10 protein-coding genes and 1 other annotated feature are annotated in these 13,762 nt (G+C 41.0%); all 10 genes read right to left on the bottom strand.

Annotation, left to right across the window (positions count from 1 at the left end):
- Positions 1-2: 2 nt before the first annotated feature.
- The 10 genes from dnaG to HMPREF1125_RS09885 all read right to left on the bottom strand — a co-directional run bounded on the left by dnaG (position 3) and on the right by HMPREF1125_RS09885 (position 13,705).
- Complete coding sequence (gene dnaG, locus HMPREF1125_RS09840) at positions 3-1,763, bottom strand: DNA primase (protein WP_000227918.1); 1,761 nt, start codon at positions 1,761-1,763, stop codon at positions 3-5.
- A gap of 195 nt (positions 1,764-1,958) precedes the next feature.
- Positions 1,959-2,717 (bottom strand): ABC transporter ATP-binding protein, encoded by a 759-nt coding sequence (locus HMPREF1125_RS09845; RefSeq protein WP_000125426.1) that lies wholly within the window; start codon positions 2,715-2,717, stop codon positions 1,959-1,961.
- Positions 2,714-3,580: an ABC transporter permease gene (locus tag HMPREF1125_RS09850; protein ID WP_000637249.1), complete on the bottom strand. Its 867-nt coding sequence runs from the start codon at positions 3,578-3,580 to the stop codon at positions 2,714-2,716. Before HMPREF1125_RS09850 ends, HMPREF1125_RS09845 begins: the two co-directional genes overlap by 4 nt.
- A 65-nt stretch (positions 3,581-3,645) precedes the next feature.
- Positions 3,646-4,641: a tryptophan ABC transporter substrate-binding protein gene (trpX, locus tag HMPREF1125_RS09855; RefSeq protein WP_000792172.1), complete on the bottom strand. Its 996-nt coding sequence runs from the start codon at positions 4,639-4,641 to the stop codon at positions 3,646-3,648.
- A 117-nt stretch (positions 4,642-4,758) separates the two neighbouring features.
- Positions 4,759-4,974 (bottom strand) — a binding site (T-box leader).
- Between the two features lie 96 nt (positions 4,975-5,070).
- On the bottom strand, positions 5,071-7,767 hold the full coding sequence (ppc, locus tag HMPREF1125_RS09860; RefSeq protein WP_000058151.1) for a phosphoenolpyruvate carboxylase: 2,697 nt from the start codon (positions 7,765-7,767) through the stop codon (positions 5,071-5,073).
- A gap of 24 nt (positions 7,768-7,791) precedes the next feature.
- Positions 7,792-9,015, bottom strand: a complete 1,224-nt coding sequence (ftsW, locus tag HMPREF1125_RS09865; RefSeq protein WP_000703347.1) for a cell division peptidoglycan polymerase FtsW — start codon at positions 9,013-9,015, stop codon at positions 7,792-7,794.
- A 188-nt stretch (positions 9,016-9,203) separates the two neighbouring features.
- On the bottom strand, positions 9,204-10,145 hold the full coding sequence (gene prsA / locus HMPREF1125_RS09870) for a peptidylprolyl isomerase PrsA (RefSeq protein WP_000727162.1): 942 nt from the start codon (positions 10,143-10,145) through the stop codon (positions 9,204-9,206).
- Positions 10,146-10,212: 67 nt separating this feature from the next.
- Positions 10,213-10,926, bottom strand: a complete 714-nt coding sequence (locus HMPREF1125_RS09875; RefSeq protein ID WP_000230404.1) for an O-methyltransferase — start codon at positions 10,924-10,926, stop codon at positions 10,213-10,215.
- Position 10,927: 1 nt separating this feature from the next.
- On the bottom strand, positions 10,928-12,730 hold the full coding sequence (pepF, locus tag HMPREF1125_RS09880; RefSeq protein WP_000244103.1) for an oligoendopeptidase F: 1,803 nt from the start codon (positions 12,728-12,730) through the stop codon (positions 10,928-10,930).
- 18 nt (positions 12,731-12,748) lie between these two features.
- Positions 12,749-13,705 (bottom strand): competence protein CoiA, encoded by a 957-nt coding sequence (locus HMPREF1125_RS09885; RefSeq protein ID WP_000495886.1) that lies wholly within the window; start codon positions 13,703-13,705, stop codon positions 12,749-12,751.
- Between the last annotated feature and the right edge of the window lie 57 nt (positions 13,706-13,762).

A 13,762-nucleotide genomic window follows, 5' to 3' on the forward strand; every position in this document is an offset into this window, starting at 1 on the left:
TATTACTCCATTCTTCTCTTTTGGGAAATCAATCGTTGCAATTCTTCCAAGGCTGTGTCTGTATCTCCTACATGACTAGCTTCCTGCACTTTCTTTTTAATTCGTAAGTTGTCCTTGCTGAGGAGGGCACGGTTTCGAGTTTCTTCGACTTCCGCGAGCTCCTGAGGCGACATCTCAGCTGGCAAATCCAGGCTAAGCACGTGGTACCAGGCATTTTCAACTTCAGGTGTCTGATGAGAAAGCTCCTCTGAGCCGATTTCTCCCTGCTCACTTAATAATTCGTAAAGAATCTGAAATTCTGGGGTATCAAAGAAAAAATCTTCTCTTAATCGATAGTCATTCAAAACAACTGGATTCTCAGCCATCCTATAGAGGAGATGAGCCTCTGCTCTCATGACTGCTGTCAGTTGCCGCGTTACAGGTAAACTAATCGCTGCCGGAGGTTGCTCCTCTTTGACTCTTTCCTGCCTTTGAACAATGCGACTTTCATTTACAATCTGCTCCACCTGCTGGTAATCAAAAGAAGGTAGATTATCAGCCAGAATGTGGATATAAGAATTCTGGGCAGTGATAGACTTTTCTTTAGCGATTAGGGGCGCAATCTTTTCAATAAATTCGATTTGTGCCTGCAAGTTGTCACTATTTTCTGGCTTGAGCTGGTGTATATAGAACTCTATAGGACTGATCCGAGTCTTTGTTAAGAGGTAAGCTAGGTCTTCAGCAGAATTCTTTTGCAAATACTCATCTGGGTCCATGGCATCAGGTACTCGAACAACCTCAACTGAGAAGTCTTTTAACTCCTCTAGAGCCTTGGCTGTTGCTGCCTGTCCTGCCTTGTCGCCATCATAGCTGAGAACAATTTTTTTGGTAAAGCGTTTGAGGTGGTCAACATGCTCCTTGCTTAAGGCTGTCCCCATGGAAGCTACAGCATTTTCTATACCAGCACGGTAGGCTGCGATTACATCCATGAAACCTTCCATCAGATAGAGCTCTGTGATCTTCCCTGTTCCCTTTTTTGCCTTGTCCAAATGATACAATTCGTAACTCTTGTTAAAAATTGCAGTCGAGCGACTATTTTTGTACTTGGCAGTCTGACTATCAGTTTCGTCCCAGATACGACCTGAAAAAGCAATAACCTGCCCCTTGTCATTGGTCAAAGGAAAGATGATACGTCCGAAAAAAGTATCATAAAACTGATTGCCATCTGACAAGTAAAACAAGCCCGAATCCAATAAATCCTTTTCCTCAAACTTGTCAGATAAACGTTGGTAGAGATAGGTTCTCTCTGCTGGAGCCAGTCCAATTTGAAAGTGCTTCAGAACATCATCCGTCAATCCACGTTTGTAGAGATAAGCCCTTGCTTCTTCTCCCATCTTGGTCGTCATGAGAATTGCATGGTAAAAACGGGCAGCTTCTTCATGCATATCATATAAAGCTTGATGAGGGGAGGCCTGTTGAGGACGAGACTGGACAGGCATGGATAATTGAATACCGACGCGCTCCCCTAAGAGCTGAACAGCTTCCATAAAGGACACACCTTGGTACTCTTCGATGAACTTAAAAACATCTCCTGAACGACCACATCCGAAACAGTGATAAAACTGCTTGTCTTCTACAACGTTGAAAGAAGGGGTCTTCTCACCATGAAAAGGACAGAGCCCTAAATAGTTCCGTCCAGCCTTTTGTAAAGAAATCACGTCGCCTATGACTTCCACAATGTTGGTATTGTTTTTGATTTCTTCAATAACTTGCTTGTCAACCATACACAATACCTCCATCTTATCATAGTTTTACGTTAACTAGTATAGCTTATTTCTGAAAAAAAGTAAACCATTTCATACGCTTTCCGGAATTCTCTTTGCCATATTTTTCTGGATAGAAAAGGAAGATAAAAAACTCAGAAACACTTTCAGGATTCTAAGTTTTTCTTCACTATTTTTGATAATAATTTAACTCATCTATTCAAATAATTGATAGTAGTCTGAAATTTTCATCTTAGCTTTTTCTTCTTTATTGAGGTCTTGGATGATACGGCCTTCTTTCATAACGATGAGACGGTTTCCATACTTGAGAGCATCCTCCATATGGTGGGTAATCATGAGGGCAGTCAGATGGTCTTTGCTGACAAATTCATCTGTTAACTCCATCAAGGCAACACTGGTCTTTGGATCTAAAGCTGCTGTGTGTTCATCCAACAAGAGCAACTCTGGTCGCTTTAAGGTTGCCATCAAGAGACTCAAGGCCTGACGTTGACCACCTGATAGAAATTCAATCGGAGTGTCCAGATGTTTTTCAAGACCATTTCCCACTTTTTCAATGGTTGTCTGAAACTCTTCCCGATGACTTGATAGCCTTCTGGGAAGGAGTCCTCTCTTCTCACCACGAAACTTGGCAATCAAGAGATTTTCCGCCACCGTCATACGAGGAGCCGTACCCATTTTAGGATCCTGAAAGACACGAGACAAGTACTTAGCCCGCTTCTCAGGTGAAAAATGCGTCACATCCTCCCCCATGATACGGATACTTCCACTTGTTAAAGGTAGGGTACCTGCAATAGTGTTAAAAAGCGTTGACTTCCCTGCTCCATTTCCACCTAGGATGGTAATGAAATCATGTTCAAAAATTTCAAGAGAAACATCATTCAGAATGATTTTTTCCTCGTCAAAGCCATTCGTGATGACTTTGGTAGCATTTTTTAATTCTACAATTGCTGTCATTTGCTAAACTTGACTCCTTTCAGGTATTTGCTTTTGAAGGTTGGAATCATGAGGCAAACTGCCAAAATCAAGGCGCTGTAGAGTCTTAAATAGCTGGTGTTAAAGCCAAGAGCAATCACTCCCCAGACGAGGAACTGATAAGCGATAGACCCTACTACGATGGTCATGAGTCGCTCTGCCAAGGTCAAACTCTTGAACAAAACCTCACCAATAATCAAGCTAGCAAGCCCTACGACAATCACTCCAATTCCTCGAGAAACATCTGCGTATCCTTCTTGTTGAGCAATTAAGGCCCCTGCAAGTGCGATGATCCCATTTGAGAGAACCAAGCCCATAAGTTCCATTCGTCCTGTATTGATACCAAAGCTACGAGCCATATCGGGATTGTCACCTGTAGCGATGTAAGCCTGACCTAGTTTGGTATCAAGGAAAAAGAGCATAAGGCCAATAACAAGAGCTACAAAGATTAATCCAGTCAGGAGTTGGTTAAGATCTGAATCAAAAGGAAAGACATCCTGAATTTGCTTGGTTCCAAGAAGCCCCAGATTGGCACGTCCCATAATCATCAGCATGATAGAATGGCAAGAAGTCATGACCAAAATCCCTGATAAGAGAGTTGGTATTTTACCTTTGGTGTATAAGAGACCTGTTGCCATACCAGCTAGGCAGCCTGCTCCTACTGCAGCCAAGGTCGCTAAAAATGGATTGACTCCTTGTGTTATCAATGTTACAGCTACTGCTCCCCCAAGAGGAAAAGAGCCCTCAGTAGTCATATCTGGAAAATTCAAAATTCGAAAAGTCATAAAGATTCCCAAACCTAGAATCGCCCAGACCATCCCCTGAGAAATAATGGATACTATCATAATCTTTCACTCATTTCTTTCTTTAGTAAAAATGGGAGGAGATGTCCCCAACTCCTCCTTTATCTTTATTCAATCACTTGTCCTGCTTCTTTTAGAACAGACTCAGGGATTGTGATACCAAGTTCTTGCGCTAGTTTTTTATTGATAACCGACTTACCAGTTGAGAAGACATTAACTGGCGTATCAGCTGGTTTTTCACCTTTCAAAACTTTGGCAATCATTTTACCAGTAGCCACTCCAAGATCGTGTTGGTCAACTACTACAGATGCTAATCCACCTGCTTCTACCATGGCAGTAGCACTTGGATAGATTGGCTTTTTAGCTGTTTGGTTGCTTGAAACAACTGTTGAGAATGCTGATGCGATGGTGTTGTCAATTGGAACCCAAATCGCATCGACCTTGCTTGTCATGACATTAACTGTTGAAGCAATTTCGTTAGTGGAAGGAACGGCAAAGGTTTCGACTGTCAAACCTGCTTTTTCAGCATAAGCCTTGAATTCTTCTACCTGTGTTTTTGAGTTATCTTCGCTACTTGAGTAAAGAGCTCCGATTGTTTTGACATTTGGTGTCAAAGTTTTAATCAATTCCACTTGCTGTTCAGCTGGGTTGTGGTCTGATACCCCTGTGATGTTGCCACCTGGTTTTTTCAAATCTTTGACCAAGTTAGCACCGATTGGGTCTGTAATAGCAGCCATGATAACAGGTAGATCTTTAGTAGCACTTGCAAGTCCTTGAGCTGCTGGTGTTGCAATCCCAACAACAACATCGTTTCCATTTGCCACCAATTGTTTACTCATGGTTGCAACCTTGCTCTGATCTCCTTCAGAGTTCATAAAGTCTATTTTTACTTGGTCGTCCTTATAGCCTTCTTCAGCTAGTCCATCTTGAATCCCTTGGTAAATCAAGTCCAAGGATGGGTGACTAACAAATTGAAGGACACCAACCTTAGCAACCTTTTGCTCTTCCTTAGCTACTGGCTTGTTCATTGATGAATAAATCAAGCTAGCCACCACCAATATAGCTAATCCAGCGATAATTCCAATCAAACGTTTATTTTTCATATTCTTTCTCCTTTTAAATCACTTGTATAATACTCTTTTCACTCAAAACAAGCGACGCCATCGTCTAAATTTCATAATCTTTCCTCCCATAGAAAAAATCCTCACACAAAAAACTTGTGTGAGGACGTCGATGCGCGGTACCACCTCAATTATAGGGAGTATCCCTATCGCTCTTTCTCGCAATAACGAGTTGCACTGTAAGGTGTGCTCACCGAATTTTTATGATTTCAAATTCTTAATAACATTCAGCCCAATTTCATCACTTTCATCTATCTGTTTTCACCAACCACAGACTCTCTAAAAAATGAGCATGATTACTTTCTGAATGTTTAAATTATATCATTTTTCAACTACTTGTCAAGGCTATTTTTAGAATTTTTTAAACAATTCAAAAACTTCCCCCTGAAAAAAGAGGAAGTTTGTAGAATATCAGCCTGAATTACGCAAACCGGTTGCAATTCCGTTAATAGTTGTATGGATCAGTTTTTCTTCGTCAGCTGACAATTCGCCACGACGTTGACGTTTGATCAATTCCAACTGAATGTAGTTAAGGATATTAAAGTAAGGCATACGATAATTTAGGCTGTCTTTTAGGTAAGAGTTTTCTGCCAAGAGTTCGTCATAGCCTTCAATAGCTAAAATAACGTCCTTAGTCAACTGCCATTCATCTAAAATAGTGTAGTAGATAGCCTGCACTTCTTCATCTTCACAGAGCTTAGCATATTCAAAAGCAATGTTCATGTTAGACTTAGATAAGACCATGTCTACATTGGAAAGAAGAGATTGGAAGAAAGGCCAGTTTTGGTACATGTCACGAAGAAACTCGATATTCTTCGGATCTTGATCAATAAACTCTTTAAAGCTGGATCCTACTCCATACCATCCAGGGAACATGACACGACTTTGTGACCATGAGAAGACCCAAGGAATGGCACGTAGACCACCAATTTCAGTGATAGTCTTACGAGCTGCAGGACGTGAACCAATGTTGAAGCTTGATATAGCCTTGATTGGGCTTGACTCGAAGAAATAATCATAGAAATGTTCGTTTCCAAAGACCAAATCACGGTAGATATCGTAGCTACGGTCCACTACTTGATCCATGATAGACTCATAATGATTTGAGGTATTGGTATCGCTCTTTTTCTTGGTAATCATACGGTTAATGGCCGCGGATACCAACATTTCAAGGTTATAGTAGGCAGCGTCTTTGTTTCCGTATTTGTTTCCAATGACTTCTCCTTGCTCAGTCAGACGGATACGGTCCTTGATAGACTTGAGCGGTTGAGATGTGATGGCTTCATAAGTTGGGCCACCACCACGACCTACAGTACCACCACGGCCATGGAAGAAGGTGACTTTAACGCCAAATTCATCTCCAATAGCAGTCAGTTGTTGTTGAGCCTTGTAGAGTGTCCAACATGATGATAGATAACCACCATCTTTATTACTATCGGAGTAGCCAAGCATGATTTCTTGGTAGTTGTCTTTTGAAGCAATCCACTTTTTAGCCAATGGAAGAGAGAAGTATCTTCTCATGGTTTCTTCCGAGTGATCCAAGTCTTCAATCGTTTCAAAAAGAGGAACAATCTGAACGCGCGCTTTTTGAGCATCAACCAAGCCTACTTCTTTGAGCATGATGGCTAATTCTAGCATATCAGATACACTTGTCGCGTGAGAGATGATGGTTTGGCGAATGACATTTTCACCCAGTTTATCCTTCAACTTGCGGGCAGCTTTAAAGATAGACAGTTCTTTTTCAAGCAGTTCTGACCTTTCAGCATGAGTTGCTGAGAGGATTCGAGGGTCTTCTTCCAACTCTTTTAAGAGGAGGGCGCATTTTTCATCTTCAGAAAGATCGCTATAGTGGTCGTTGATGCCAGCAGATGCTAACAACTCAGCCACACAAGCTTCATGAACACTAGAATCTTGGCGCATGTCGATAGAAGCAAGGTAGAAGCCAAAGATTTCAACGGCTTGCATCAGTTCAACAAATTCTCCTGAAATCAGGTATTCCCCTTTATTCTCAAGGAGAGAATCTCGAATGGCCAACAAGTCTTGATAAAATTCATCTGCAGTAGCATATCTAGGCTGAAGATCCTTGTCTTCAATCAAATAAGCCTTAGTTGCCTGCATCTTAGCTTGGATATCAAAAAGGGCACGACGATAGAGTTCTTTTTCGCGATAAATGGAGTTGTCTTGCGACTTCAACGCCATCTCACGAACTTTGTCGCTGACATTCACGATGCTGGTTGAAAGTGAAAATTCACGATAAAGATTATAAATCTTTTCATCGTAGTAGTTCATGATGACTTCGCACTGAGTCAAGGCTGATTTGTTGAGGGTTTCCGCTGTTACGAAAGGATTTCCATCGCGGTCTCCTCCAATCCACATCCCCATAGTAATTGGTTTTGGATGTTGAAGCTCAATTCCTTGTTCTTTAGCTAGTTTCTTATATTCAGCCGTCAAACGTGGCACAGCATTCAGGAATGAACTTTGATAGTACTCCATCACGTTGGTGATTTCGTTGGTTACCTTCAATTTCTTCTCACGAATCATGTCTGTTTGCATGATAATTTCAATGTAACGACGGAGATCCATGTTCCATTTTTCTTTATTAATCAAGCCTAGTTTGACATCACGGTACTTGCGCAAAAGAGTATGGATATGGTTGGTCAAGTCCAGCATACTCTTGCGTTGTACTTGCGTTGGATGGGCGGTCAAGACAGGAACGACATTTAACTTTTCTAAAATTTCAGCTGCATTTTCTTTTTCAGCTACCATCTTTATGGTTGTAGACAATTTCCCTAGATAGTCTTGGTCAATATTGTTCTGGTGGTTAATTTTATAGGCTAAGTCCACATCCTCAGATATATTAATCAAGAGTGGAAGGATAGAGAAATAACGAGAAATGTAAATCATTTCTTCATTGGAAAGGCTAGTCACCAGTTCATTGAGCCCTTGATAGTTTTCATTTGTTGATAATTCCTTCAACTGCATGATTTTTTCAAAGGTCTCTGGCGCTAGCATATTTTTTGTAATATCTTCTAGTAACTCTGTCAAAATCAAGACTTCTTCTTGGATGACGGCTTTATTACTATAGTTTTCTAATTTCTGAAGAGACATATATTTTTCCTTTCCATACAATCCTTACAGACCTTCAACAGTTTGAGATTCGTATTCTCTAATGAGTTTAGCACGTTTCTCGCTGGCATCGATATTTAATACGAGGGCAATGGCTACGGATAATACCAGGAGACTGTTCCCACCTTGTGAAAGGAAGGGGAAGGTCACCCCTGTAGAAGGAATCAAACCAGAAATCCCACCGATATTGACAAAGACCTGGACAAGAATCATCCCTCCAACACCGATAGCAACCATGGAGTTAAAGTGATCCTTAGCTCGAATACCAACCAAGATGATTCGTAAAATTAAGAAGAAGAGTAAAGCCAAAATCATACTCGCTCCTACGAATCCAAACTCTTCGATGACAATCGAAAAGACGAAATCCGTATGGGCTTCTGGCAGATAGCCACGCTTCTCGATAGAATTTCCCAATCCTAGTCCGAACCAGCCTCCATTAACCATGGCATAGTAGGAATTTGCAAGCTGGTGTCCTGCACCCGCCAAGTCATTAAAGGGATTAAAGAAGGCACTAAAACGTTTAGCAACATAACCAAATACCGGTATCTGAGAAAATTTTTCAACCCCAACAAGACGAATGACAGATAAGAATAAAATTGAACTCCCTGCCAAGAGAGCTAGAATAGTCGAGAACCAACGATAGGCGATTCCACTAACGGTGTACATAATGAGCGCCACCAAGACCAAGATGGTCGCATTTCCCAAGTCGGGGAAAATCCCCAAGCTACCAATCAGAACCAGCAGAACAAAACGCCAGTCGTTAAAAGCTCGAGGTAGCCATTGATTTTGGGTCAACACCTGGAAATCATAAACCGCAATCTCATCTTGCTGTTTTGAAAAACGATGTGCCAAGTACCATATGATGATAATCTTAAGGTATTCAGCCGGCTGAATCGTTACAGGTCCTACAGAAATCCATCCGTATGCTCCATTGACAGGTGTTCCGACCAGACGCGCTAGGGCTAAAAGAATCATCTCCACAATCATCACGATAAAAATGAGACGTCCATTTCTCAGGAAACCTAATTTTAATTTATAGATTAAGGCAATCAAAACCAAACTAGCTACCCAGAAAATTCCCTGGTTACGTACCAATTGAAAAGCGCTTTTTCCTTCTTCAATTAGGGTTGCACTCGTTGTCGAGTAAACTACAATCAATCCCAAAATCGACAGAAGAAAATAAGGAATCAAAATGGAATAGTTCAGTAGGTGCCTTTTACTAATTTTCATATTTCACCACTCTAATAGGAACAGAGGTGGTTGTCCCTAATTCCGTTTTATTTTCTAGTTTTGATTGTTATTATACCACTTTTTCAGAAAGAAAAAAACTATCATCCTTTAATCCTTCGAATTTTACTTATTTTTTGTCTTCAAGCATAAAAAATACAAACCTCAAATGAGATTTGTATTTTCATTGCTTAGTTAGATGAAGAGCTACTGCTTGAGCTTGAGTCACCACCACCGATGTATTGGGTGAAGATGTTTTGGAAGGCTTGGTCTTTGACTTTGATATTAGCAGCTTGTAATTCTTTACCAATTACTCCTTGAACAAAGGCTGAATCATTTTGTTTTTGAGTCAAAATGATGGTCTTCAATTTTTCTTTGTAATCCTCTATATTAGAAGATTTTTCTGTTTTCTTCGTTACTTTGATGATGTAGAATTGATTGCTGTAGGCTTGTGTTCCAGTAGCCGTAATCACATCAGAAACACCGTTCACATCCAAGGCAAAGGCTGCTTTTTTGACTTGTTCTGGAAGTTCTGTTGAAGCAGAGTCAAAAGTGATTTCTCCACCATTTTCTTTTGTCTTATCATCGTTAGAGTTGTCTTTTGCCAACTGAGCAAAATCTGCACCTTCTGCTTTGGCTTTCTCAAGCACTTCTTTTGCCTTGTCTTCATTATCCATACGGATGATTTGAGCTGTCACATCTGGTGTATAGGACTCAAAAGCCTTTTGGTAAGCCTCATCTGTCAATTCACTCTCGGCAGCTTTCTTAACCGCCAATTCAACCAATTTGCTAGTACGGATTTGAGCTTTACGAGTCTCAGGTGTCATACCTGCCCGTTGAAGTACGCTATTGTAGCTATCGCCGTATTTCTTTTGTTCCTCAGCAACGGCGTCATCCACATCTTTATCAGTCACTTCTGATCCATATTGTTTTTCAAATACTTTTTGAATGGTCATGTTGAGCAAGACTTGTTGCGCAGTTGGATTATTCTTTACTTCTTCAAAGAATTGATGTTCTGTAATCACATCACCCTTCATGCTAATCAAATCTTTTCCTTCAGAACTATTTGAACAAGCTGCAAGTGTTGCTACTGATAAAAGTGTGATGGCTCCTGCCATAATTTTTTTCTTCATGTTTACTCCTTTTACGGTAAGTGTTACTTTATCTATTTTACTATAATTTCTTAAATTTTTCTGAAAATCATTTATCATCAGGTAGCTGTACATCTGCTACATTCTTTCGTAGCATGAGAATGCCATCACCAAGAGGAACTAGAGTTGCTGTTAGACCTGGATTGTCCAAAGTTGCGTCGAAAAGTCTTTGCAAACCACGATAAATGGTTCGTTGACCACGGCGGACTTCCATGATGTCCTTGGCAACATCTCCTCCTTGAAAAATATCATCTAAGACAACCACTCCACCAACTTCAAGTCGTTTGAGGATTTCAGGTAGAAAGACGATGTACTTGGACTTAGCCGAATCCATAAAGACAAAGTCATAAGTTTCTGTCAGGCTAGACAAAACATCTACGGCATCTCCCTCTAAGAGGGTGATTTGCTTACGACTGTCAAACTGGGCAAAGTTTTCCTTGGCAAAGCCTATCATCTCAGGATTGCGGTCAATGGTTGTAATCTTAGCATCTGGCGCATGCTCCGCCATCAAAAGAGCTGAAAAACCGATAGCTGTCCCAATTTCCAAAATATTCTTAGGCTGCTTACTTTCCATGAGAAATCGAAAGTAAGCAACTGTTTCATGAGGAATGATTGGGATATTTTCCTTGCGAGCGAAGGCTTCCAATTCTTTCAAAGAACCAGTCACCTGCTTTTGACGCTGGCGCATGAGTTCTACGATTTCTTCCTTGACGACTGGACGTCGCATATTGTGATTGGCATTTTTACTATAAGACTCTACCATCTTATGCTAATCCCAATTTTTCAACAAGGGCTTCAAACTCGTTCAAGCGACGTTCAAAGACTGCAAAGGCATCGTTGAGATAGTCTTCTTTTTCCATATCAACACCCGCTTTTCTCATAACATTGAGTGGATAGTCTGACTTACCTGCCTTGAGGTAGTCGATATAGCGGTCACGATCTTCTTGACTACCATGGACAATCTTCTCAGCCAAGGCTGAAGCAGCTGCAAAACCTGTTGAATACTGATACACATAGTAGTTATAGTAGAAGTGAGGAATGCGTGCCCACTCGTATTGGATCTGAGGATTGTCTTCCTTGCTGAGTCCATAATACTCTTGGTTCAAGTCAGCATAGAGCTTATTGAGGAAATCACTTGTCAAGACTTCTCCATTTTGGTCTGCTTGGTGGATGGCATGTTCAAACTCAGCGAATTGAGTTTGACGGAAGACTGTTCCACGGAAACCGTCCAAGAAGTTATTGAGAATGGCAAAACGAGTTGCATCATCTTCTACTTCTTCCAACAATTTCTCTGTCAAGATATTTTCATTGGTCGTTGAGGCAATCTCTGCCAAGAAGATAGAATAATCTCCGTAAACATAAGGCTGAGTTTCACGAGTATAGCTTGAGTGCATACTGTGACCTGTTTCATGGACAAGGGTAAAGAGATTGTCTAGATTGTCCTGCCAGTTGAGAAGCATGAAGGCATTGGTATCATAAGAACCACCAGAATAGGCACCAGAACGCTTGCCTTGATTTTCATAGACATCAATCCAACGCTCACTGAAGGCACGTTTGACACGGCTCAAGTAGTCGTCACCTAAAACCGCCAAGGCTTCTTCTGCCTTTTTCAAGGCTTCTTGGTAGGTAAAACTATAATCTACAGAAGAAAGTGGTGTGTAGACATCGTACATCTTGAGGTCGGAAATTCCCAAGATTTTAGAACGAAGGTTAAGGTATCGATGCAAGAGTGGCAAGTGCTTGCGAACTGCTGCTACCAAATTGTCATAGACACTCTCTGGAACAAAGTTTGCTGCGAGGGCTGCATGGCGAGCACTCTTATAGTTGCGAACTTTTGCGCGGTAGTTTTGCACTTTAACATTTGTCTGCAAAGTCTTAGCATAAGTGTGTTGGAATTGCTCGTATGTCGCATAAAGGGCTTCATAGGCACCACGACGCACTTCACGGTTTTTAGACTCCATCAAACGGATGTAAGTACCGTGTGAGAGTTGTACTTCATTGCCTTCGTCATCAAGAACGTATGGGAAGCTAATATCCGCATTATCCAAAATAGCAAAGGTTTCACTAGCAGCGCCAAAGATCTCTCCTGCTCCAGCAAGTAATTCTTCCTCACGTTGTGAAAGAACATGATCTTTCTTTTGCAAGAGCTTGTCAAAAAAGTGTTTGTAAACTTGGAGTTTTGGTTGAGCTTCTAGGAAGGCAGCATACTGCTTTTCGCTAACCTCCATAAACTCAGGTTCATAGAATGAAAAGGCTTGTTCTAACTGACTGTACAGGGTCATTGCCTTAGCATAGTACTCTTGATACTTGGCTTCACGCGTGTCCTGATCATTTTTCATATGCGCATAGACATAAAGCTTTTCAACTTGGCGTTCCAAGTCAAGTGAGAATTCTGTAATCTCAAGCAAACTGTCTGCACTATCCAAGAGATGCCCTTCATACTGAGATGCTGTTTGTACTTTTTCAGTTAAATCTTTCAAGGCTTCTTCCCAAGCCTGGTCTGTTGGGTAGATTGTTGAAAGATCCCATGTATCTTTTTCATTTATTTCATGTCGTTGTAATACCATAAGATTCCTCCATCCTTTCTATTTTACCACATTTTTTGAGAAATATAAGCGATAAAAGGCTGGTGGATAGAGCTTTTGACGATTATTTTTAGGATTTTTTTGATAGTAAGCCTGAAAACTTCTATAATAGCTAGTCAAATCCGTTTCAATCTGCAAAAAATCACCTGATTCTATCGGCTTGACTTGAGGATACCAGTCGTCTAGTTGACGGTTTAATAGATTCTTTCCTTGATGATAGGCTTCCTCCTGCTTCTTCATCCAGTAAGGCGTTTGGTAGTACAACTGCTGACGAATGTAGTGACAGATAGATGAATCTTGCTTAACTACAAAACGAGGCAGTTTTTGTTTATGATAAGGAAATCGTAAAATTTCCAAGAGATTTCCTTGACCAAAGGGAAATTCCTTGACCTGAAAATGAAGCTTGCCACGTAGGTCCTGATGCAGAAGATATTTGAGTCTCAAAACTTGCTTTTTGAGATCTAGTTCCCAAACATAGAATCCCATATTCTGACTAAAATAGAGGAATCCCCTTTGCAGTTGTGTTAATCGCTCTTTTAACCAGAGTTTTTCTCCCAGTAGCCAGATAACCTGATAACCATGACTACGGTAGCCTTGACTTCTATCGCCTAAAAGCTTTTGAGACAAGGGACTGCACTGAACCTCCAGAGCTAATTTCTCATTGACGAGAACATCCGCAATCTGCTGAATCTCGGGCAGACTGTATTCTAAGGCGACTTGATTGTCCTTCTTGGCCCAGTGATAGAGGGCCTCTTTGTTGCCCAAGTGTTCTGGACTTTCATTTTCAAAAATGGCAATACAATCTCTTAACCTTTCATGGGCAAAGTGCGTTCGAATACTCTGTCCCTGACGTAATCGTAGTCCACCACCACAGGCTGGACAAGTATAAGCTTGCTTGCTAACATCTTTTTCGAGGGCATTCACCAATTTCCCCTGTGCATCTCTGGCTACAAACATGGTCTACCTCCTTTTCTCATTTATTCGAAAAAGAAATAAAAAAGACTGGAATTCCAG

The sequence above is a fragment of the Streptococcus oralis SK304 genome, from assembly GCF_000287715.1.
Lineage (GTDB): Bacteria > Bacillota > Bacilli > Lactobacillales > Streptococcaceae > Streptococcus > Streptococcus oralis_Y.

Bases quoted from the DNA above. Each gene is read 5' to 3' on its own strand.
- HMPREF1125_RS09850 (WP_000637249.1), bottom strand. From the start codon at position 3,580: ATGATAGTATCCATTATTTCTCAGGGGATGGTCTGGGCGATTCTAGGT.
- HMPREF1125_RS09885 (WP_000495886.1), bottom strand. From the start codon at position 13,705: ATGTTTGTAGCCAGAGATGCACAGGGGAAATTGGTGAATGCCCTCGAA.
- pepF (WP_000244103.1), bottom strand. From the start codon at position 12,730: ATGGTATTACAACGACATGAAATAAATGAAAAAGATACATGGGATCTT.
- HMPREF1125_RS09845 (WP_000125426.1), bottom strand. From the start codon at position 2,717: ATGACAGCAATTGTAGAATTAAAAAATGCTACCAAAGTCATCACGAAT.
- prsA (WP_000727162.1), bottom strand. From the start codon at position 10,145: ATGAAGAAAAAAATTATGGCAGGAGCCATCACACTTTTATCAGTAGCA.
- dnaG (WP_000227918.1), bottom strand. From the start codon at position 1,763: ATGGTTGACAAGCAAGTTATTGAAGAAATCAAAAACAATACCAACATT.
- HMPREF1125_RS09875 (WP_000230404.1), bottom strand. From the start codon at position 10,926: ATGGTAGAGTCTTATAGTAAAAATGCCAATCACAATATGCGACGTCCA.
- trpX (WP_000792172.1), bottom strand. From the start codon at position 4,641: ATGAAAAATAAACGTTTGATTGGAATTATCGCTGGATTAGCTATATTG.
- ftsW (WP_000703347.1), bottom strand. From the start codon at position 9,015: ATGAAAATTAGTAAAAGGCACCTACTGAACTATTCCATTTTGATTCCT.
- ppc (WP_000058151.1), bottom strand. From the start codon at position 7,767: ATGTCTCTTCAGAAATTAGAAAACTATAGTAATAAAGCCGTCATCCAA.